Below are 21,932 nucleotides of genomic sequence, written 5' to 3'. Positions count from 1 at the left end.
TTAATGAAGCCCCTTCATGCATCAGCTCTGCCCTCACAAAAAGCTTTCAACAGCTCATCCTCGTTTTTAGCAGCCAAAATCCGTCTCCTAAAATCATCATCGGCCAGAAGAGCGCTCACTTCCGCCAAAAATTGCAGGTGGGGTCCCGTCTGGTTAGTCGGAGAAACAGTCATAACAAAAATCTGCGCCGGCAGTCCATCCAAGCAGTCAAAGTCAACTGGTTCGGCGCTCACTGCGACAGCAGCATGCAAGCGAGTTACGCAATCCACCTTGCCATGGGGAATCGCGATACCGTTCTTCATCCCAGTCGACATCTGGGCCTCACGCTGGAAAACGGCATTTAGAATATCCTCTTTTATAAAATCTCTATCGTCCGCCAGGATTATTCCAACCATCTCCCGGATAATCTCATCCTTAGTGGAACCCGGCAAACCAACCCTAACCGAACTCCTGTTGAGCACTTTTTTCAATCTCATCCAATAAAGCTAGACCCCGCATGCATAGTGGTCAATACCCGAAACTACTCACGTTCAGCAAGCCACACCAATTTCCGGTTCCTATCAATATCCAACTTGACTGACTTCCGTTAGCGTATATATCATCCGCCACAAAGGCCCCGGTAGCTCAGGTAGGATAGAGCAACTGCCTCCTAAGCAGTAGGTCAGCCGTTCGAGTCGGCTCCGGGGTACCTGCTTCCCGTGAATCCATCTCAAATATCCTCGCTCAGGATGCGCCGCCACTCTAAGAGTGTGCGTTTCGGGTTAGGTTAACCGGATCTGCCCGCATAATAGACTGAGGAGCCGGCGAATTTTTCTTGTTCATAACTGCTAATCCTCACAACCTCGACCAGGCTTAAATTCGCGTCAGCAATATCGCACTTGAAGCCCTCTATTTCCGCCTTCGCAACTCCGCGATTGAGAAGGATATATCTTTTGACAAAAATCGCAATCAAAAAATCTCTCGCCCGGCTTCCCCATATTCCAGCGCTACCTTATGCCAAAGTAACAAGATATCTCAGGCGATTATTGCGTTCGCACGCCGATCTCATCCTGCCAACACTGATGAGATACGATTAATCTCCTACTCAGCTTGAAAGCATATATGCTTAGGGCGGACTCTCAAGGCCTGCTCCCTTCCCCCCGGCGCTTGACAAAACAGTCTGAAGCAGAATCAGGAGTGGCTAAATCATATCGTCAATGCTATTTCTACTGAAAACCAGAAAAGACACACTTCTTAGAACTTCTTTTGAGAGGGCTAGCCATTTGGAATATAAAAGGGCTTGAGAATCTTCACGGATTTTGTGCGCAGATATCAACTGGATTTCTGCAGGACACATTGGGGAGTACCGCTCCTTCAGGCAAAGAACATGAATACGCCGTTGATTTTTGGCGCAATGCCATGATAGCGCCTGATCGGAATCGAACCGACGTCTTTAGCTTGGAAGGCTAAGGTAATACCATTATACAACAGGCGCGATTATCAGAACCGTAGCGTTGCAGATGCGAGTTAGTCAAGTGGGCTTCCCGCTATAGCGCCTTGAGCCTTCTGCCAATGTGAGGTGAGAGCTAAGGGCGGCTAATTGCATTACAGACAAGCGTTTTGATGAAAAAATCAGCCTATCGGTTCTCCCAAAGGCTGCTTGCGAGCCTGAAAATCCCCGATGAATAAGCAGCGATCCCGAGAACATCCCCTTCTCCTTTTCTGCCGCTGCTCCTTCCCGAATCAGGAACGAAGCAGGCCTCATGGGGGCGGATGAGATATTTTGCTCGTTAGGTTCTGGAATTGTTCTGCTGTTGGTTATAGGGTTGACATGAAAATCCACTTGGGATATCCTGAATATGGGAAGTATGCTAAAAGGAGAAAAGAACATGAAAAAACGAATGTGTTTACTAATTTCTGCTATTATGGCGGTGCTATTGGCCGCATGTGCCTCGGTAAAAGTAAAAGCTCCAGACGGTGTTAATAATAATTTAGTTTACGGTCATCTTGATGCTGTCAATTGGGAAAAAAGTCAGCCATTGATGGAGATTATGCTTCTTCCCAAGGGATATGAATATGAAACTGATGTTTCCCCTCTGAGGAAATTCTTTGTGAGGGGCTATCCTATCACTCCTAAACTCAGTTTGAAAACGCAAGTCATGTTACATAGCCCAATAATAAACGGGGTTTTTGTTGTAGAAAACATAGAACCTGGCGAGTATTATTTGGCTTTCGTTAGAATAAACACTGTCGATACTCGGTATTCTGTTTACTTGCCCCATCCTTCAGAAGACGGTTTGTTTACCGTCAGGGAAGGTGAAGCTGTATTCTTTGGAAGCCGTGGGATTTATTCTGGAGTTAATAAGTGGTCATTGATATACCTTGATGACCCCCTTTCCCGGGAAGAGGTCGCAAAGGAGGTTGATAGGTTTATTGGCAGAAAAGGATGGTCCGACTTACTCGAATCGGAGATGTAAATGTCTGATGTGCTTTGGGGAATACGCTTAATCCTAAGTGGATGCCGCCTCCCAAAACACGGTGTTGGTTTCTTAACCGAGCCAAATTCGGTTATGTCAGACATTGGAAAATTGGAGCTCAGGGGGCTCATATAATACCTGAATTGGAGATTATTCATGAAAAGATACATTGTACTTATTCCATTTATGTTCGCGTCCGCTTTGATCTTCGGCAGCGATGACATCAGAGACAATGTCGTTATCGTTCAAACAGAATATACCGAAGAAGCCACGGACACCTACTCCTCAATTGCTGATTGGCTAATAAGTAGGGGGGAGAGGAATTTAGCAGGCAAATTTAGCAATACAGGAGGCGTCCGCGGTAGCGGCTTTCTTTTACAACTGTCAAACGGCACTCAAGTCGTAGTTACGAATCATCATGTTGTGAAATGGGCCGAGCGGATTGATGTGGAATTTCAAGACCGCGACGGTAATTCCATTGTTCATAATGACTGCCAACTTCTCGTATACGACCCAGATCGCGATCTGGCTATTCTCTCATTGAGTCCCATGAGTGAAATTCCCGGCAATGGACTGGCTCTGGAGACGGAACTAGTTGAAGATGGCCGAACGGTTTGGTCTGCCGGATATCCTGGTCTTATGTCTAAACCGGCGTGGCAACTTGGCCAGGGAATTATAACGAATCAGCAGGCTCGTATCGCGGAGCAATTCCGTTCTAAGAATCTTGACTACCTCATACAGCATTCGGCAATTATCGATTCCGGCAGCAGTGGGGGGCCACTGCTTGTGGGAGACGCTACTGGAGGATACCGTGTCGTAGGAGTCAATACCTGGGGCGTCGGATCCCGGGACAATACCTATTTTTCTGTGCCATCGGCAGAATTATTGAGCCACCTGGAAAGTATACAAGAGCAAAAAGCTCCGGAGGTTGAAGATCGAATCGAAGAATTCCTGGATACGATTTCATCCACAGATGACTATTTGGATTGGAGGGGTTTTTTATCTGATGATTTAGGAGTTCGCTACGGCTGGACATTGTATCTCAAGCAGCGGAGAGATGCCGATGAGGAATGGCTCGACGAAAACGATCCCTATATGTTCGGAGCGTGGACTTCCGATGCGCTGAAGGAAGCGGTGTTCAGAGGGCTGTTGAACAGCTTGACCTCTTCAGGAGAGGTTACCGTAGAAGATGACGACATTGAAGTCACTGTCAGTATAGCGAGAGTCACTTTTACCATAGCCGGTGGTACTGATGAAGACGATGAGGAAAAACAACTGAGAACCACCTGGCAACAGGAGGGCGCTCAGTGGCGCTTATCCAACTTCTCATCTGACGATCTTGACGATCTGGTGTTAGATGATTCGGCCGAAACTAGTGCTTTAGAGGAATTTGACTATGACTTTGCCCTCCGTATGAGCCTCGGGATGGGCGTCCCCATGCTGAGTGGAGCAGCCGATGGTTCTTCGATCAAACCTCAATTTGGTTTCGTTTTTGAGTCATCTGTTATTTTCCTTCCAGTGCGTTATGCGGGTGTTTCTATAGGTACCGAGTTTCCTGTGTACCTCTTTAAAGATGAACAAAAAAATAAATCACTCCTGGTTGCTTCCTTTGCAATTCCCTTAAAAGCTGTACTGCAATGGCCGATTCTTATAAGAGAGGAAAAAAACCTGCTTACGCCATTTGTCACAGGCGGAGCCGGTTTGGAATTCGCCTTCAATGTGGATGTTTTTGAATCTAGTGAAGATTTTGGATCTAGTGAAGATTTTGGATCTAGTAATGAAATCATTTCAGTCAAACCCTATTACATGGCTGGGGTAGGTTTGGAATTCGCTTCGAGCCCAACTGATACTCGGTGGGGATTTGAGATCATTTACAGACATCACGCTAGGAAGCTTGCAAAGCTCAAGGGGGGCAGGATGAGCAGTATAATGGTTGAAGGATATGCCAGGTTCTACTAGCTAGTTGAGGGGGCGGGGGTGGTGCAATCATCCCCGCTAGCTTAAGATGCTACCATTTGTCATTCCGGATGCCGAGTCGATGGGGGAGTCTTTTCCGCTTGACTTCTTTCTGATAGGGGCGCGGGGGCCGCCTGAGGGAGATCATCCAGAGATTGCTTCCCACCAAGAGCGCGAGCTGATAGAGCCTATATGGTGCGCGGTTTTTCGCCTTGACGTTTTTTGGACCGGTGGGTATGGCTAGGGCGTCATACTCACTGATTATTTATCCGTTTGGTTTCCACCCGCCTTACTCCCGTACAAGCCGTCATTCACAAAGACAATGGCGAGTGGGCAGGCAATTGATGATTTGGTAGTCATGAGAAGAACTCTGGCAGACTGCCGTGATTAGTTGAATGGCGTCTAGCCTCCCCCGGCATGAAGAGTAGCCAGGGTAGTGGCGGGATTCCGTATCGGGATTCTCGTTGCCGATGAACCAGAGAATAACGTCGACACGATTCTCATCTCATTGGAATGAGGAGCTTCCATCAAGCGACGAGCTTTTTCCGGAGTTTCGGATGCCGATAGACAGGAATTTCCTCCCAGAGCAAAATGCCGGTCTCGTCGCTTACTCTGAGCCATTTCGCAATGAGAGATGAGAGAGAGACATGGACAAGACATTGACCTCCCGGGGGCGCGTCCAATGCCAGGATGGTCTTGCATAAACTGCCAGCCCCCCCTGGACTTGAAAACATATATGCTTACTATAGACCCTCAAGGTGCGCCCCCAGCGCTAAATGGCTGAAGGATAGGTATCAGGATCGACTAAATCTTATTACTAATGTGTGAGTTCATTTTTACTGAGAGCCAGAAGAGACGCATTTTTCAGAACTTCATTTTTAGGAGTAACGAATTGGGAGGTTAACAATTTGGAATATAAGGAGTTAATTGTAACAACATATCCAAGCAGCATCCGACAAAAAAGCTTACTTATCTGCGTCGCTTATCTTCTTCAAGCTCGCCTTTCAGTGGTCAATCCAGCCATCCCAGACAGCAAAACCCTCGGCCTCAAAATACCTGACAGACAAATCCAACCATTTGTCCGCGGCTGATTCTCCTCCAAAACGTTCTCTTGGAGGCAGCTTCCTAATCCGCCAAACCTGCCGGCCATGTCTTCTACAAGCTAGTCGGCGCCGGTCAAAGTTACGAATCGGAGAGTGTGGGGCATCAAGCCGGCAGTTCAACAGCTTGACCAAGTATCACAGACAATCTATACTCTCTAACCGTATTGGAGGCGTAGCGAAGTCGGTTATCGCGCCGGCCTGTCAAGCCGGAGATCGCGGGTTCGATCCCCGTCGCTTCCGAAATCGAGCAGGCTAGCCTCCCGAACTAGGGTCTTTGCATCCAAACCTCGCTCTTCATAAACCCGGGTGGCCAGGGCGCGCATCTGTGGGACAGCAAATTCCCAGGTTCGTACAAGGAAATTCCTGATTTCCTCATATTTACCCTGCATCTTCTCACCTTTAACTCTTTCCTCCTCCGTCATACTTTCAATCACTCTTTCGTGCGTCCTGGCTGCATCCTCCAAATCCCTGCTTTTCTCACGCAGTTCCTTCGAACGTTGCAAATCCAATTGGTTGCCCGAATCAAAATAATCGTGTAGGGCATCAAAGGAATTCTCCAAGGTTTGCCTGGAGGTGGTCAGTAATAACTCCCGCTGGCGCCAATTATACAGATAATCACCAGTACCCCGAATGCTCAACGATTCGAGCTCAGTGAAACCAGGGGCGATTTCCCAGACATCCTTTAGAGAGAGTATCGTCTCTTCCTTTAACCTGGTTATACCACTGCTCTCCAGAAACAACTCTATTTCGCCCCTGCTCTTCTTTGTAAGCATTAAGTAAAGCGCATCAGTATTCGCTCCTCCATCATCACTGTCAACCAACCACGTATCTGGCTGACTCATAAGATAATCAAGCGCAATATCCACACCAATGGAACCACCGCCTAAGAGATGATTCCGCACAGCTGGCCAAGCCTCCCTATCATAGAGATTAAGAGATGCAAGCGCCGCCTGCCTAACCAATTCCGATTGATCATCCAAAGCACCAGTCAAAAGAGGAAGCGCCGAGGAAACCCTGATTTCGCCTATCAGGTGAAGAGTGTCGATACGATTCTTTTCCGTCGAATCCGCATAGAGTTTTGCAAGCTCCGAAATAGCCTCCGAACCATAAGTTTCCAGAATAGTTCGAGACTTCGTGGCAATCCGATCATCCGCATCATCGAGTAATGCCAGCAGAAAGGACAGACTCATCGTCGAACGCAAGCCCCCGATAACATCAAGCGCCGATAATCGGACACGGTAAGTCATCTGCGAATCACCCGCTACCGCATGGAGCGCAGGCAAGGCATCTTCCTTGAGTTTCAGAACGGCCAATTGAGCCTCCTGCCGAATTCGCGCTGACTGCGAGAAAAAGCCATCAACAAGGGTTTCAATATCAGCTATATCGGCAAAATGACCCAGAGTTCGATATGCCGTCGCGGCCACAAGTTCATTGGCACTCAGAAGGGCCTTGCGGAGCAGTGCATTCTCTCTATCCGCAATTTTCCAAAAAGACAGCGAAGCCTGATTACGCGTCTCGGCATCCACATCGGCAAAAAAATCAACAATAATCGGAATCTTGTCATCTCCCCCCAACTCGGCGAGCAGGAATAATCCATCCGAACGTACCGAAGAATCAGAATCACGCAATAAGTCCATAACCAGTGGATAAAATTCCGTCCACACAGTTCGAATCTTCACGAGCGCAAGTTCAGCAATTCTTGGATTCACGTCCAAAGCAGTCTGCACAATATCCGGATACAAGGCCTCATCTCCAGATTGCAGCGCCAGCATCAGTCCAGCCAAACGATAGTTATCCCGAGCATCCTGCATCAGTGCACGGACATGGGGGATGTCTTCCTCCCCAACACCATATCTTGTGCCTGCTAAAACCTTGCCAACTATCTGCTCCTGCAACAATGGCTCATCCAAATTGAGTTCCTTCACAGTTCTGCATCTGCTAAGCAAAACTACAAAAAAAGCGACATATAATAGAAAAACCTTCATAAGCCCATTCTCAGCTGATATCCCATAATTTGGAAGAGAAAAACGCGTTGTTGGTTACGGACGCCAAGTTATCTCGAGCGGGAAACTGTGGAGAAAACTCGTGGCAGAGAACGCCGCCTGCACACCATCAGTACGCCAGAGCTGTGCCTTCCCGCAGAACTCTCTCCCGCTTGACCTCGACACTTTGAAACTCCTACCCTTTTGTCACCATGATCCATCGCATAAAAGGCCCCAAACAGGGTGAAGGCCAACCGAAGCTTAGGGGTAGAATTCCCATTCCGCCCTCAAAATCACATACTATTCGGGCATTACTAATTGCTGCCTTCGCCAGGGGCAGCAGCCGACTGCGGCGACCCTTGATGAGTCTGGACACCAATAGCTGTCGCGCCGTGGTGGAAAACCTCGGCGCCGGAGTTGAAATTGACGGAGAAGACTGGGTGTTGCACGGCATAGGAGACAGAGTCAAACCGTCAAAACACCTCGTAACCAATATGAATGTTGGCAACTCCGGTACAACTTTGTATTTTGCCACGGCTCTTGCCGCGCTCTTCAGCAGTAAGTTTAGATTCGATGGAGATGTGCAAATTCGGAACCGTTCGGCCGCGCCACTACTCAGTGCTCTTGCCAGTTTGGGAGCGAAAATTGAGGGCGCCGAGGACGGCTGCGCACCATTTACAATTTGTGGGCCTCTTAACCCCGGTTCAATAACGGTGGATTGTCCAACAAGCCAGTTTCTTTCAGCTTTGCTGCTGACGGTTCCGCTAATCGCGCCAAACTATCGGAATAATGAAGTGAGCGCAGACGACGGGATGGCGTCTGAGGAATCCGGCAGCACGAAAACCAGAAGACGTCTCCAAAAGGCGGAGGCAACACAAATTGAGGTTCGTTCTTTGAATGAAGCTCCCTATGTAAACATCACGTTGCATTGGTTAGACAGTCAGGATATCACCTATACACAACAGGTTAAATGGCGCCGATTCAATATCCCCTCCGGGCAAAGTTATCAGGCCTTTGACAAAGTGATACCGGCCGATTGGTCATCGGCAACATTCTTCCTGGCGGCCGCCGCTATCACCGGAAGTGACGTGACGTTGGAAGGCTTGGATTTGGAAGATTCGCAGGGAGACAAGTCTGTGGTAGACATGCTTCGAACGATGGGCTGCAAAATTGACGGGGTTACCGGGGGGATTAGGTTGATTGGAGGACCGCTGCGCGGAGGAACTTTCAATCTCAATGCCACCCCTGATGCACTACCGGCTATGGCAGTGATTGGCTGCTATGCTTCGGGAACAACCAGACTAGTCAACGTGCCTCAGGCTCGCATTAAGGAAACAGATCGCATCTCCGTTATGTGCACCGAATTACGTCTTTTGGGTGCCGACATCGAGGAGTTGCCCGACGGACTCGTTATTCAAGGGAATTTAGGGTTGAAAAACTCCGTCACTATCTTGCAAGGCAACAGGAAATTTTCACAGATTCAACCCGATAGAGTAGCTAGCCATAGACGCGCCGGCGACTCCATAATCGTGGATGGCCATGGCGATCACCGTGTGGTAATGGCCCTGGCAGTCGCCGCCCTCGGAATTCGCAAAACCGTTTGCATTCAAAACACCGAAGCTGTCGAAGTGACATTTCCAGATTTTTTCAATCTACTCAATCATGCCCTCAAGCGAACCTAGATTGCTCGACAACTAGCGTTTGAATCTGGTTACTTTGTTCATGACATGAAAAACCGCGCACAGGTGTATTCCCCCCGCGCTATCTTATAAGGATAACAGTGTAGGCATTCTGAAAACTTCGCTGCATTTATCGGTTCGAAGTGATACCATCAAGTACCCGTGCAGCGGCATTCCTCAAAAGCTAAGTTACAAACTTTGCTGAATGTACCTCCCCATCATATTCTCATTATGAATTCAGGCAGACAGCCTTGAACACGCTGCTCAAGTTAAAAGATACTTGTAAGATAATGCGTCAAACAATCCATTTGCCCTTGACACGGTTTACTAATCTAGCTGCCCTAACCACCGCATTGCTAGTATGGCTTCCCCAGGCGGGCCTATCCGATGAGGCAGCCACACGGGAACCAAGTGAATACACTCAAGACGAATCAGTTCTCAGCGTTCTTCCGGTAGACGGAATTAACTCCGCCTCTCCGCATCCTGAAAATACTCAAGCCACATTGGATGAAGCACTCATATTTCTCAGCCCCGATGAACGCAGAAGCTTAATTGAAATCGGAGAGCTGCTGCAATTTCACCCCTCTCAAATGGACACCCATCTTCTTCCCGACACTCCCCTCTCCGCATCCATTGGCAAGCAGATGGGAGAAGCCGATTTGAACATTGGAATCGAAATGCTGCGCTTCATGTGCAATTCTTGGTTTCCATCAGCCTATCGCAACGCCCCCATCAACGAACGACAACTAACCCTCTATAATATCTTGCGTTCAATCTCCACCCTCCAGGGCTTGACATACTATTCGGCTTCCCGAGATGAATTCCGCACACTCTTCGAAGAATCGTGGGCAATTGCCAGCCTGAGGAAATCCAGAGAAGCCCTTCCCGACCCCATAGTCGACGACATAATCCCCCTGGACACTATCCTAATCCACCAGAAAGACAAATCTTTCGGTAACAACCAGTCCAAAGTAACCTACAGAGTTGTGGGCAGAGATATGTCCATCGCCATTGAAAATCTCACCCCAATGCGATACAAGGGTTTAGTTCGAGTGGTTAATTCAGGCAATATGCAAATACGTATCATTGTCATACCCGTTCAGGAAGGACTTCTAGTTTACGGCGCCATGGCCGCCAAAACTCTAAACGTGAAATCCTTCCTCAAACGCGCGCAATCTTCCTTTACCAACCGAATAATAGCAATCACGCAGTGGTACCTAAGCCGCATCAACGAAGAATTCCAGGAGTAGCACGGTAAGAACGCAAAATCGCCTTCCTTCCAAACTGCTTTCCCACATCGGCAACTCGATATCTTCCATTGACATAGTTTTCTTCAAAAGTGTATTTATGGACAGAAACAGGAGTTGGAAATGAACTCTATGAACTCCGAAATGGTTTTAACAAGAACTCTGGCAGGCGAGAAGTACACTCCCTTGGGACTCGCCGGCAAGCTAAATTCCAGGGTGATTCTGGAGTCATCCTCACTCTCCCGTGGTAGAGAGCGCTACTCGCTCCTGTTAGTGATGGAAGCATTCCAAGTGTGGCAGGAAGGCGAGATGGTTATCCTGCGGAAGGGAGCGGAGCGAAGAGTAATGGAAGGCAGGGACATTTTGGATGTACTTGCTGTAATAGCTTCCAGGAACGAGGGTTTCAAAACCGATTTTCCATTCCCGGCCGGCGGAATTGGGTTTCTTTCATTCGAATTTGCCTCCTTCTGCGATTCTTTTGGATTTCCGAATCGTTCTGATCCCCTGGGCCTTCCGCTCGCGGCCTTTATTTTCGGCCATGTTTATGTGGTGTTCGATCATTATACGGATCAGATTCACCTGATCGGCATAAATTACGAGGGGGAAGAAGAGCTTAACCTTAGAAAGGCCTTGGATGATGTCGAGGCAAAAATCGGTGATCTGAATTTCAATTACATGATGGAAAAACCAGTGGAGTATCCGGCGATTATAGCCTCATCCGTACAGGAAAGCGAGGATTACAAAGAGGCCGTATCCAAGGTGCGCCAGGAAATAATCAGAGGAAATCTTCTCCAAGCGGTTCCATCGCGACGCCTGGAAATCGCTACTCAGACGTCGGCATTCGATATATACCGGACACTGCGGAGTTCCAACCCATCGCCCTACCAGTTCTATCTGGATTTTGGATTCTGGCAACTCTTCGGCGCATCACCCGAAATGCATGTGAAGGTGCGTGACGGGCGTGTAACTTTGCGGCCAATAGCAGGCACCAGGCGCCGCGGCAAAAACGAAGCCGAAGACAGAGCCCTGGCGGCTGAACTGGCGGCTGACGAAAAAGAAAAAGCGGAACACCTGATGCTCGTCGATTTGGGACGTAACGACCTTGGAAGAATATGTAAGGTTGGCACGGTAGAGGTGAGCAAAAAAATGGTGATTGAGAAGTATTCAAAAGTGATGCACCTGGTAAGCCAGGTTGAGGGAAACTTGGTTGAAGATAAGAACGCCATTGATGCCATTCGGGCCACCTTTCCGGCCGGAACGGTTTCGGGGGCGCCCAAAATTCAAGCTGTGAAAACCATCGCGAGATTGGAAAAAATGCCACGCGGATTCTATGCCGGGCTCGTGGGCTATCTGGAATCAAGAGAGTCGCTTGACACCTGTATTACGATTCGAAGCGCCTTAAAGAAGGAAAATCGACTTTTTCTACAGGCCGGCGGGGGTGTTGTGTACGATTCGAACCCCAATAGAGAGCTTGAGGAAACCAATGAAAAATTAAGAGCAATTGCTGCGGCTGTGGGAGTAGAGATTTGATAGGTCCGACTGTAATAATCGATAATTATGATTCTTTTACCTACAACATTTATCAGATTCTCGGAGAAGTCATGAAGGATGCGGGGCTGAAGAATGATATTGAAGTATACCGGAATGATGGAATCTCAGTTGCACAACTGCTGGAGATGGCGCCGAGCCGACTGCTTATTTCACCAGGCCCGGGAACACCCAGTGATGCCGGCATCTCTGTGGAGGCTATCCGAAGCCTAGCCGGAAAAATTCCTATTCTGGGTATCTGCCTGGGCTTTCAATGCTTGGCAGTGGCCTTTGGCGGCAAAATTGTACAATCAAGGAACATTGTGCATGGTAAGGTTGAGCGGATTTCTATTGACGGTAAGGGAGTGTTGCGGAATTTGGGCAGTTCGGGCTTGTTTACCCGCTATCATTCCTTGGCGGTGGACCCCGCGCTGGTACCTGATGAACTGGAAGTGAGCGCTTGGGCAGCCGACGGGGAAATCATGGGGCTCAGGCACCGCAGCCTGCCGATTGAGGGTCTGCAATTCCATCCGGAATCGATTGGAAGCGAGTGCGGCCCTAGAATTCTGACCAACTTCTTGAACTGGCGACGCCAGCCTTTGAACAGAAGACACCTTTTGAACCAGGTGATTGATGGGAATGAATTAAGCAGGGAAGATGCCAGCGCCTTCATGGAGGAGCTGACGGATGGGGCACTTGATGATGGCTTCACCGCAGGAATACTGGTCGGGCTCGCCGCCAAGGGTATAAGCGCCAACGAACTGGCCGCTTGTGCCTCTGTGTTGATTAGAAAAAGAAAGGTGGTACCCTTTGATGAGGGCGGTGTGCTGGATACCTGTGGAACCGGAGGAGATGGAATAGGCACTTTCAATATTTCCTCACTCTCGGCACTCCTGGCAGCGAGCTGCGGTGCGAGAGTTGCCAAACATGGGAACAAAGCCGTAAGTTCCCGGTCGGGAAGTACGGATTTTTTCGCAGCACTCGGAATCAGGGTTGATTTGAATCCCGAGGGGGTTGCGCTGAGTATCAGAGAGGAGGGATTCGCCTATATGGCGGCGCCCATTTTTCATGGTGCGATGCGACATGCCGGTCCCGTGAGAGCCGCCCTGGGTGTAAAAACCATACTCAACTGCCTCGGGCCTCTGGTTAATCCGGTGGGTGCCGAATTTCAGATTATCGGTGTTTATGAGGAGAGTTTACTGCCTGTAATCGCGCGGGCAGCGAGAATTTTGGGAGTGAGGCGGGTTATGACGCTTCACTCTGAAGATGGTTTGGATGAGATTTCGCCAGCCGCGCCTACCAGGTGCTTTTTTATCGATGAAAACGGTCTCGAAACCGATAGCTATTTCAACCCGGCGGACTTGGGGATTTCAGGCTTCAGCGTCTCAGACTTAAAGGGGGGGGACGGAGCCGAGAATGCGCGTATAGCCGATGAAATAGTTCGTGGCAGAGGTTCCAGCGCAATTCGAGAGGCTGTCTACCTGAATACGGGAGCTGCTCTCTTTGTATGCGGCATTGCTGAAGAGATTGACACAGGATATCAACTTGCGAAAAGAGCCCTTATTGACGGTCGCCTCTCCGTCAAACTCGAATCGCTTCGGCGACGCAAATGAGCGAGCCATCTGATATACTCCTGCAAATAGCATCAGATAGAGCCGTTCGCATTCGTCAGAATGGCGCCACTGGAGGCTTTAGACTGCCGAACAGTCGCCGTCTACCCCTTGTTCCGTTTGCCAACAAGCATGGAAATGGCATTCTTATAGCGGAACTTAAAAGACGCAGTCCATCAAAGGGTGCCATCGCGAGTATCCCAAAACCGGCAGCCTTGGCCGCTGCATATAAGAAGGCTGGGTTCAGACGGCTCAGCGTCTTAACTGAAGAAACTAAATTCGCCGGCTCTTTGTCGGATCTTGTCGAAGTGAAGTCAGCTCATCCGGAATTGGCTGTACTTAGAAAGGACTTTCTTCTGAACCTGGAGGATGTGGAAGTCAGTTGCCTGGCCGGGGCGGATGCAATTTTGCTAATTGCGGCCCTTTTGGATACTAATCTGCTGGAGTCGATGTTTTTCCGGGCAAAGGAACTGGGCATGGATTGCCTGATTGAAGTCCATACTGCCGCCGATGTTGAGAAGGTGCGAAATCTCCGGCCTCCCCTTGTTGGCATAAATAGCCGCAATCTACGAAGCTTCCAGGTTGACCCACTCCTTCCAATCGCAATCCGAACATTTATTGATTGGCCCTGTGATGTAATCTATGAATCTGGAATAAGAGCCGCTGAAGATGCGCTATTTGTACGGGGGAGTGGATTTTCCGGCTTCCTTGTCGGGGAAGCGCTCTCCCGTGCGCCTGAATTGGGTAGTGAACTGCTCGACGCATGGGCGAATGAATCCGAAGCGCGACGCCGTTACGGGCCGTGGGAAAGGCTTTTTCGCGGTTATCAAGAAGGAACGCCGCTGGTTAAGATATGCGGTATCACCAGGCTGAAAGATGCCGAGATCGCCACTGATTTGGGAGCGGATATGATAGGCTTTGTGATGGCAGAATCTCCGCGACGCGCCGAGATAGACCTGATTCGCCAATGCGCCCAACTTGAAGTCTGTAAGACAGCTGTTGTAGTGCTTGACGCTGATGAATCCCTCCCACAGCCCTTAGCGGAACTTCTCACTGAAGGTGTACTGAACTTCATACAGTTTCACGGCGACGAGAGAGCTGAAACGGTGACGAATTGGCCGGGTTACAAGGCCATAAGACTTCAAAATGAGTCGGATTTAGAGGAGCTTAATCGCTATCCCGGCCCCACGATACTGATTGACGCTTTTGACGCCGAAGCGAGAGGGGGTACGGGCAAGCTTCTGCCGTCCAAACTACTAAGAGACGCTGCCCAGAAACGAAGCTTCTGGCTCGCCGGAGGCTTGAATCCAGAAAACGTCGGCCAAATCGTAAAAAAGTATGGTCCGGGCCTTGTGGATACCTCCAGTGGAGTTGAAGAGGTGATTGGTAGAAAGAATTACAGCAAAATTAGACAGTTCATCGCCGCGGCAAAGGACAAAAGCGGATGAACGAAGGTGGTTTTTTTGGTGAATACGGAGGACGCTATGTTGCCGAGGTACTCCGCGGACCCCTGGAAAACTTGGAGAATGAATTCAGACTTGCGCAGACGGATGAAGCCTTTTTCTCCGAACTCGAAAATCTCAGACGCAACTTCATTGGCCGTCCGACTCCGTTGCTGCCCGCGCTCAATGCATCGTCATCCATCGGTGGTGCGGATATCTATATTAAGTTGGAGGGACTTGCCAATACCGGTGCTCACAAAATCAACAATGCGATAGGACAGGCGCTTCTTGCAAAACGCATGGGCAAAACCAGAGTAATAGCAGAAAGCGGAGCCGGTCAGCACGGTGTTGCCTGTGCCGCCGCCTGTGCAAGACTTAAGATTGACTGCGTTGTATATATGGGCGAAGAAGACATTCGCCGACAAAGGCCCAATGTGTACTGGATGAAACTGTATGGCGCGGAAGTGAAATCGGTTTCTTCCGGAACTCGCACTTTGAAAGACTCGGTAAATGCGGCGCTCAGGGATTGGGCATCAAGCTGGGAGAATACGCATTACCTGCTAGGCTCAGCGCTGGGCCCCTCGCCCTTCCCCGATATGGTACGTAGTTTTCAATCAGTAATAGGCAGGGAAACAAAAGCTCAATTGGGCGATGTCACCCCAGATGCCCTGGTTGCATGTGTGGGTGGTGGTTCCAATGCCATCGGTTTTTTCGAACCTTATCTGGAGGGTGTGCGTCCAATCCTGCTAGGTGCCGAAGCAGGCGGCAGGGGAGCCGGAATCGGGAACAATGCCTCAAGGATATCTGGGGATGGTAGAATCAGTATAGTTCACGGATATAAAAGTCGTTTTTTGGTAGACCTCGACGGCCAGGTTTTGCCAACTCATTCCATTTCGGCGGGCTTAGACTACCCCGGAATTGGCCCTCAGCTCGCATATTTAGCAGAGAGCGGAAGAATTCGCTTTGTCAGCGTGCGCGACGATGAAGCCCTTGAGGCGCTCAAATTCTTCGCAATTGAGGAGGGTTTAATCTTCGCCATGGAATCTGCGCATGCCGGCGCCGCGGCCATTACTCTCGCCCGCAGTCTTGGCCCCGGAAAAACCGTGGTGGTTAACATGTCCGGCCGTGGCGACAAGGACATCTTCATCTCCGCAGCCGCCCTGGACGGTCCGGCCTGGAAAACCTTTCTCCGAGAGCAGAGCATAACGGAAGAGGACTCATGAACTCAGATGTCAAGGCTTCGCTTATCACTCACATGATTGCTGGTTATCCGGATTTCGAAAAATCTCTGGAGGTTGCCAGAGGTTTAATAGCCGGTGGCGCTTACGCCCTTGAAATTCAAATACCTTTCTCCGATCCCAACGCGGATGGTCCTTTAATCGAAAATGCTTGCAGGGTGGCTCTGAGCAGGGGCTTCAAGGTGGCGGACACGTGGAGGCTGCTTGAAGTCATCCGCGCAGAATCCTCAATTCCAATTTTTCTTATGAGTTATGCCAGCACAGCTATCAGTTGTGGGCTTGCAAACTTCCTGCGTCGTGCTGTCGAATTTGCCACCACTGGCATAATCATCCCAAACCTTGTGCCTGGAGCGGATGAAGGATTATTTCGCACTGCAGCCGAACTTGGCTGCCCGGCGGTGCCGGTGCTAGTTCCATGGATTAGCGATCAAAGATTGGATGAAATTCTCTCAATGCCAATCGACTGGATTTACGTGGCGCTACGCAGTGGAATCACTGGCGCCTACACACAAATCGAAGCCCCTCAACGTAGCTTCCTAGCAAAAATCAGAACACGTCAACGCCGTCCAAGGATAATGGCTGGCTTCGGTATACAAAAAACCGCTCAAGTAGCGAATTTGCTGGAATTCGTCGAGGCCGCGGTGGTGGGATCGGCTATAGTGAAAACCATTAGCGGCGCCCGGCACCCAGGCGAAGCGGTACGAAAGCTAGTGGGAGAACTTCAAAATATCAAGCTCCCAAAAACGCCAGGCTAAACCAAGGAACATAGGTGATGAGCAACACCGCTATTAGAAGAATTACAAAGAAAGGCAGCACCTGCCGATAGATCCGAATCATCGGCTCCTCAAAGGTATAACTTGCCAGAAAAAGATTCATTCCAACCGGAGGTGTCAGATAGCCCAACTGCAAATTTGCAAGAAAGATAATCCCCAATTGCACCGGATGTACGTTGTATAGAACGCCCAGGGGTATAACCAGCGGCGCCATTACAAGAATCGCGGAATAAATATCCATCAATGTGCCGGTTATCAGCAGGGCCAGGTTCAGCAGAATCAAGAACATGAAGCGTGATGAAACATTTTCACGAAAAAATGCGGTGAGCATTGTGGGCACCTGGGCATCGATAATGAAATAGCTAAGCCCCTTAGCCATCGCTAAAATCACCAACACTCCCCCTATTACTGGTACACCCCGCCGCAGTACTCGCAATATCAACTCAAGCTTCAGCTCCCCGGCAACAAGAGTGAGAATAAGACTGTACACAACAGCCAGCGCCGCTGTCTCAACCACCGTTGTGATGCCCGTGAAGTACGAGACGAGCAGTATAACCGGTAGAAGAAGGTCGCCGATTGCCGCCTTCAAGGAAGCAATACAATTGCTGAAGACAAAGGGAACCCGTTTTGTCCCGTACTTAAATGCTCGGATAATACCCATTCCGGAAAGAGCCAGCACCAGAAGTGTTCCTGGAATAAGTCCTCCAAGAAACATATCTCTGATGCTAACCTGAGCGACAACACCATACATGATGATAGGAAGAGCGGGTGGAAACAGAAGTCCTACACTGCCAGATGAAGTAATCAGCCCCCTCGAAAAATCCCTTCCATACTGCTTGCTTTCAATCAACACCGAAGACAGCAAACCACCCAAGGCTAAAATCGTAACTCCAGAGGCTCCGGTGAAAGTAGTGAAATACGCACAGGCCACCACAGTTACAACCGCAAGCCCACCAGGAAGCCAGCCCAGAGTCGCCCTGAAGAAGCGAACCAGGCGCTTGCCGGACGAGCTTTGTGATAACAGATATCCAGCGAAGGTAAATAGGGGAATTGCCGGGATAATATTCTTGATGAGTAAATTATATGCCTCGTTGGGCAACACGGCCAAATGCCCCCAATTACCCGCAAATAGAAACAAAGCCGTACCACCCAACAAAATATAAATTGGAAGACCACGTGTAGCCAAAAGGATAATAACCATGATTAACGGCCATCTGGCCCATCGGAAAAAAGTCCAATACAAATCCTGACTCTTATAAAGAAACTCCGGAATATCGGGACTCGCTGCCTCTATTAGACTAATCACACTTGCCCACGCAAAAATCACTCCAAGCAAAATCCCAAGCCAAAGCCAGGCAGAAGGTTTTTTGCGAGGCCGCCACAGAGCCCTTAGCGACATGGAGAAATAGCCGATAGGGAGAATTACAAGTATCAGCCTCATTGACACGCCGCCTATTTCTTCCCTTGGTGTAAAACCCCAAACCAGAAAGGCGGCAGAGGCAATGGCGAAAGCCATATTTACAGCGGTAATCGTTACGGCCTTAGCCGTTTCGATGGTTTTCCAAAATGATTCTGTCGGTTTAGATCCTGAGCTCAAAGAAAGATGCACGCCCTCCCGAGAAGCAATAATTCCGCCAAGCCACGATACCCAGACAACCAGATGTGTGAGAAATCCATCTGACCAGGTAAAACCAGATCCGCTCGCTTTTCGAATAACAATTTCCGAAATTGGAACCACTGCCAGAGTCAGTAAAAGAACTCCAGAAATTATATCCTCGATTAGCGCAATTTTGTCATCCCACACTTCTCTCATCATCTATCCTATGTTCGCACAATGCCTTACCTGTTTCTAAGCTTCTCCAACTCGTCCAGTAGCTTCTCGTATATTTCCGTGGGAATGATTTTATCGCTGCCTACAGCTAAATCGTGCCAGCCTATCATCGCATCATACCATTCGTGCCGTGCGTCCTCATTCAAAACAACCATTTGTAAACCGTTATCTTTCATCACGGTCATCGCTACATCGTTTAGACGAACCGATGCAGAGTTAAAAGCCCTGGCAGTCCTTACCATGGAAGCTCTAAGGGCACTGCGATATTCACTTGGCACTTGAAGCCAAACTTTTCGATTAAGCATCAATCCACCGATAATCGGGCTCAGATTCAGATTTGTCATATAGGGTACCAAGGCAAACCATTGAAAAGCGGCGGCAATCATCGGCGACGCGGTAACAGAATCAATCAAACCAGTCTGTAAGGCGACAATGATTTCGTTCATTCCAACCGGGACAATATTGAATCCTAAGGTTTTAAATCCGGAAACTGTGGCGCTCTCAGTATTGTCTATCGGCAAATGCAGTTTCTTAAATTCTGTTAAATTGGTTACCGGTGTACTGCTGTAAACATTCGCCCACCCCGATTGAACCCAAGCCAGAATTGCAAAACCTTCTTCGTGAAATCTCTCATCGAATCGCCATACAAAGTTATCCAGTATGAAATTGAGTTCTTCTTCGTTTTGAATCAAACCCGGAAGGGTTAGTACGAGGGTTTCAGGAACAATCGCTTGTAAGCCGAAAGCCGAAAATATACCGCTGTCAAGCTGACCCATTCGCATCTTGCGAATTATGTCGCCTTCTTTCCCAGCAATCCCCCCCGGATAAATTTTTACCTTTACCAGACCGTCAGTAATCGCACTCCACTCCTCAGCCATACGCAACAGGGAGTTATGCCACTCTGTTGCTTCCGGAAATGGACTTGCCAATTTAATTGTTAGCGCCCAGGCGTTCTCTGCCAGACAAAGAAGAACGAACATCAGGTACAAGGCCAGTTTTTTCTTCCATGTCGCTAAGTTCAGAAAAGGCCAATATTTACCTGAGATTTTCAAGCACAAAGACAAACCTTTCGTAAGTATCATTGTCGATCCATTTATTCTCCCCCACAACCAATTTATGCCCCTCTTTTATGAATTCGTACCAATCGGCTTTTTCTTCCTCATTGAGTTCCTGCCTTATGAAACCATGCTTAGACATTACTCGAATGGCTTCCGCATTTAATTGCTCCGATTCCAGATAAAAATCCTGTGCCACTATTTCGATAGCCTTCCTCAAGTCTTCGTGGAATTTAGCCGGAATTCGTTTCCATGTCCGCTCGCTAATAACAATTCCACCCAATACCGGGGCTATAGGGAAATTCATCATGTACGGGGCCAGGGCAAACCACTGGTAGGCTACCGCGGCCATTGGTGCAGTGTAGAAGACATTAACCATACCACTTTGTAGAGACATCATCAACTCGTTGAAATCCATGGGAACCACATTCAAACCAATCGACTTGAAAATCGTGGCAACCTCATTGTCCGTCTTCGGAATTGCCAGTTTTCCCGACTTTATCTCATCGGGGGTAGTGATGGCATTCTTGGAGAAGAAGTAAGCCCAACCGCTCTTAGACCATGCCAGCACTCGAAATCCCTTGTCTATGAAGTCATCATTGAAGGTGGGCAGAAACTCATCAATAGCATAATCAAGTTCAGCTTCGGAATTTAGCATTCCGGGTAAGCTGAGAACAAAGGTTTCTGGAACTATTATTCGCATACCAAAGGAAGTCAGGACACTCGCGTCTAACTGTCCGAAACGCATCTTACGAATCATATCGGCCTGATCACCGGCTATTCCCCCTGGGTATACCCTCATCTTAACTTCGCCGTCCGTTATTCTCGCCCAGCTTGCAGCCACGCGTTTTAGAGATGAATCCCACGCCGAACCCTCGGGGAACGGGCTTCCAAGCTTCACGGTTATAGCTGGAAGGCTTCCGCAAAAGATAATAAGCAAAAATGTTCCCAACAGTCCAACACGGCCAATCGAATTTATAGTCTTCATCATCTCAGCATCCTTAAATGAAAAAGTTCTCAACGTTATCAAGCAACCATCTAGCCCTTTCCTGATAAATAATCACCATCAGGCGAAAATCAGGGTTTGCATCGGGTTTGATGGCGAGCGCAGCCTCAAGATATCTCCTAAAACCGTCGATATCTTGCTCTTTTATTGAAAGTGCCGTGGCCATGGTAATATGTGGTGATGGTTCAAGACCTTTTGACAATTCCAGGGCGCGATTATAGTGAAAAAACGCTCGATTTACTGGGTTTTCATCAATTCCGGCCGCCGAATAATACTCGTCCATATATGATGCCATGTGCGGACTGCGATTGCGTAAGTTCACAAGGATTGAAGAGGGCAATGTCAGATTAATCTGAATCATGACATCTTGAATTCTGAAGTCAGCCTCGTTCAGTTTCATTGAACCAAGGAGCAGCAAGACGGCAATATCGAGTGTGCTTATTAATTCCATATCAAGCGGATCGGTACTGGCCATTCCGAGCCAGGCCAAACCCGCCCAATATGCAATTTCCGCATCATCTTCGTTCAGAAGAGCTATCGCATCGTCATATTTCTTTTCTTCCAAGAGTTCTTCGAATTCGCTGTGTCGTAGATATAACGCTCGCATAAGATAATCTCTGCCACGAAGATATAATTTCTTGGCTCGTTTTCTGGCAGCATCGGCTTCCTTCCAGAATGTATCGTTCAGCATATCGCTTGGCATGTGCACAAATGCGCCCGAATACATCACGAAATTTCGCCCTGTAGCCGCCGCTAATTCGGAGTTTTCAGGATCTTTCTCCAGAACGATTTCATAGAGTTTCAGAGCTAAGGGAAAAGAATCACCAACCAGTTCTGGATCGTTATCCGATGTGAAGGTATTGGTTCCCTCAGGTGAAGACAGTATGTTTGCCACTGCATTAATGGTGATATTCTGCAATGTTTTACAAGAGCTGAGCGTCAGCAGGGAAGCTATAAGAATAATAGAAATTGTCCCCATATCTCCATTATGGTTTTTCACTGTCCCATACACAAGTAACATTTTTCC

14 protein-coding genes and 3 tRNA genes are annotated in these 21,932 nt (G+C 48.7%); 11 read left to right on the top strand and 6 right to left on the bottom strand.

Annotated features, from left to right (window positions below):
• Nucleotides 1–14 precede the first annotated feature (14 nt).
• Complete coding sequence (locus S1OALGB6SA_RS05545; protein ID WP_503465874.1) at nt 15–461, bottom strand: PTS sugar transporter subunit IIA; 447 nt, start codon at nt 459–461, stop codon at nt 15–17.
• A gap of 152 nt (nt 462–613) precedes the next feature.
• Between S1OALGB6SA_RS05545 and S1OALGB6SA_RS05540 the strand changes: the two genes are divergently transcribed.
• A tRNA-Arg gene (locus S1OALGB6SA_RS05540) sits at nt 614–688 on the top strand.
• A gap of 715 nt (nt 689–1,403) precedes the next feature.
• On the opposite strand, the gene S1OALGB6SA_RS05535 is transcribed toward S1OALGB6SA_RS05540, so the two are convergent.
• A tRNA-Gly gene (locus S1OALGB6SA_RS05535) sits at nt 1,404–1,474 on the bottom strand.
• 364 nt (nt 1,475–1,838) lie between these two features.
• Here S1OALGB6SA_RS05535 and S1OALGB6SA_RS05530 point away from each other — a divergent pair.
• The 10 genes from S1OALGB6SA_RS05530 (at nt 1,839) to trpA (ending at nt 16,995) form a co-directional block, all read left to right on the top strand.
• The gene (locus tag S1OALGB6SA_RS05530; RefSeq protein ID WP_124032808.1) at nt 1,839–2,456 is read left to right on the top strand and encodes a hypothetical protein; all 618 of its coding nucleotides are present in this window, start codon (nt 1,839–1,841) and stop codon (nt 2,454–2,456) included.
• Nucleotides 2,457–2,612: 156 nt separating this feature from the next.
• Nucleotides 2,613–4,415 carry a S1 family peptidase gene (locus tag S1OALGB6SA_RS05525; RefSeq protein ID WP_124032807.1) on the top strand — a complete coding sequence of 601 codons (1,803 nt, stop codon included), beginning with the start codon at nt 2,613–2,615 and terminating at the stop codon, nt 4,413–4,415.
• A gap of 1,266 nt (nt 4,416–5,681) precedes the next feature.
• Nucleotides 5,682–5,755 (top strand) — tRNA-Asp (locus S1OALGB6SA_RS05520).
• Nucleotides 5,756–7,709: 1,954 nt separating this feature from the next.
• Nucleotides 7,710–9,179 (top strand): 3-phosphoshikimate 1-carboxyvinyltransferase, encoded by a 1,470-nt coding sequence (locus S1OALGB6SA_RS05515; protein ID WP_124032806.1) that lies wholly within the window; start codon nt 7,710–7,712, stop codon nt 9,177–9,179.
• Between the two features lie 287 nt (nt 9,180–9,466).
• A complete protein-coding gene (locus S1OALGB6SA_RS05510) occupies nt 9,467–10,426 on the top strand; it encodes a DUF6675 family protein (protein ID WP_124032805.1) in 960 nt (319 codons plus the stop codon).
• A 120-nt stretch (nt 10,427–10,546) separates the two neighbouring features.
• Entirely contained in the window at nt 10,547–11,953 is a 1,407-nt protein-coding gene (locus S1OALGB6SA_RS05505; protein ID WP_230204435.1) for a chorismate-binding protein, read from the top strand.
• Nucleotides 11,950–13,563 (top strand): anthranilate phosphoribosyltransferase, encoded by a 1,614-nt coding sequence (trpD, locus tag S1OALGB6SA_RS05500; protein WP_230204434.1) that lies wholly within the window; start codon nt 11,950–11,952, stop codon nt 13,561–13,563. The genes S1OALGB6SA_RS05505 and trpD overlap by 4 nt, the downstream gene beginning before the upstream one ends.
• Complete coding sequence (trpF, locus tag S1OALGB6SA_RS05495; RefSeq protein ID WP_037564325.1) at nt 13,560–15,008, top strand: bifunctional indole-3-glycerol phosphate synthase/phosphoribosylanthranilate isomerase; 1,449 nt, start codon at nt 13,560–13,562, stop codon at nt 15,006–15,008. Before trpD ends, trpF begins: the two co-directional genes overlap by 4 nt.
• Complete coding sequence (trpB, locus tag S1OALGB6SA_RS05490; protein WP_037564323.1) at nt 15,005–16,225, top strand: tryptophan synthase subunit beta; 1,221 nt, start codon at nt 15,005–15,007, stop codon at nt 16,223–16,225. The genes trpF and trpB overlap by 4 nt, the downstream gene beginning before the upstream one ends.
• On the top strand, nt 16,222–16,995 hold the full coding sequence (gene trpA, locus S1OALGB6SA_RS05485; protein WP_037564321.1) for a tryptophan synthase subunit alpha: 774 nt from the start codon (nt 16,222–16,224) through the stop codon (nt 16,993–16,995). The genes trpB and trpA overlap by 4 nt, the downstream gene beginning before the upstream one ends.
• Here trpA and S1OALGB6SA_RS05480 read toward each other — a convergent pair.
• From S1OALGB6SA_RS05480 to S1OALGB6SA_RS05465, 4 genes are read right to left on the bottom strand one after another with little or no spacing between them, the layout of a single operon-like run.
• A complete protein-coding gene (locus S1OALGB6SA_RS05480; RefSeq protein ID WP_081950165.1) occupies nt 16,970–18,829 on the bottom strand; it encodes a TRAP transporter large permease in 1,860 nt (619 codons plus the stop codon). The genes trpA and S1OALGB6SA_RS05480 overlap by 26 nt on opposite strands.
• A 23-nt stretch (nt 18,830–18,852) precedes the next feature.
• On the bottom strand, nt 18,853–19,926 hold the full coding sequence (gene dctP / locus S1OALGB6SA_RS05475; protein WP_081950164.1) for a TRAP transporter substrate-binding protein DctP: 1,074 nt from the start codon (nt 19,924–19,926) through the stop codon (nt 18,853–18,855).
• Complete coding sequence (gene dctP, locus S1OALGB6SA_RS05470) at nt 19,880–20,890, bottom strand: TRAP transporter substrate-binding protein DctP (protein WP_052080289.1); 1,011 nt, start codon at nt 20,888–20,890, stop codon at nt 19,880–19,882. Before dctP (S1OALGB6SA_RS05470) ends, dctP (S1OALGB6SA_RS05475) begins: the two co-directional genes overlap by 47 nt.
• Nucleotides 20,891–20,900: 10 nt before the next feature.
• Nucleotides 20,901–21,926, bottom strand: coding sequence for a TRAP transporter TatT component family protein (locus S1OALGB6SA_RS05465; protein ID WP_081950163.1), 1,026 nt, complete (start codon nt 21,924–21,926; stop codon nt 20,901–20,903).
• Nucleotides 21,927–21,932: the final 6 nt, after the last annotated feature.

The organism is Olavius algarvensis spirochete endosymbiont, from assembly GCA_900608495.1.
Classification (GTDB): domain Bacteria; phylum Spirochaetota; class Spirochaetia; order DSM-2461; family DSM-2461; genus UBA2779.
The sequence above is the reverse complement of the archived record's forward strand: the minus strand, read 5'-3'. Positions and strand labels throughout refer to the sequence as shown.

Bases quoted from the DNA above. Each gene is read 5' to 3' on its own strand.
- S1OALGB6SA_RS05505 (WP_230204435.1), top strand. From the start codon at position 10,547: ATGAACTCTATGAACTCCGAAATGGTTTTAACAAGAACTCTGGCAGGC.
- dctP (WP_081950164.1), bottom strand. From the start codon at position 19,926: ATGATACTTACGAAAGGTTTGTCTTTGTGCTTGAAAATCTCAGGTAAA.
- S1OALGB6SA_RS05525 (WP_124032807.1), top strand. From the start codon at position 2,613: ATGAAAAGATACATTGTACTTATTCCATTTATGTTCGCGTCCGCTTTG.
- dctP (WP_052080289.1), bottom strand. From the start codon at position 20,890: ATGATGAAGACTATAAATTCGATTGGCCGTGTTGGACTGTTGGGAACA.
- S1OALGB6SA_RS05480 (WP_081950165.1), bottom strand. From the start codon at position 18,829: ATGATGAGAGAAGTGTGGGATGACAAAATTGCGCTAATCGAGGATATA.
- S1OALGB6SA_RS05510 (WP_124032805.1), top strand. From the start codon at position 9,467: ATGCGTCAAACAATCCATTTGCCCTTGACACGGTTTACTAATCTAGCT.
- S1OALGB6SA_RS05515 (WP_124032806.1), top strand. From the start codon at position 7,710: ATGATCCATCGCATAAAAGGCCCCAAACAGGGTGAAGGCCAACCGAAG.
- S1OALGB6SA_RS05530 (WP_124032808.1), top strand. From the start codon at position 1,839: ATGGGAAGTATGCTAAAAGGAGAAAAGAACATGAAAAAACGAATGTGT.
- trpF (WP_037564325.1), top strand. From the start codon at position 13,560: ATGAGCGAGCCATCTGATATACTCCTGCAAATAGCATCAGATAGAGCC.
- trpA (WP_037564321.1), top strand. From the start codon at position 16,222: ATGAACTCAGATGTCAAGGCTTCGCTTATCACTCACATGATTGCTGGT.
- trpB (WP_037564323.1), top strand. From the start codon at position 15,005: ATGAACGAAGGTGGTTTTTTTGGTGAATACGGAGGACGCTATGTTGCC.
- S1OALGB6SA_RS05465 (WP_081950163.1), bottom strand. From the start codon at position 21,926: ATGTTACTTGTGTATGGGACAGTGAAAAACCATAATGGAGATATGGGG.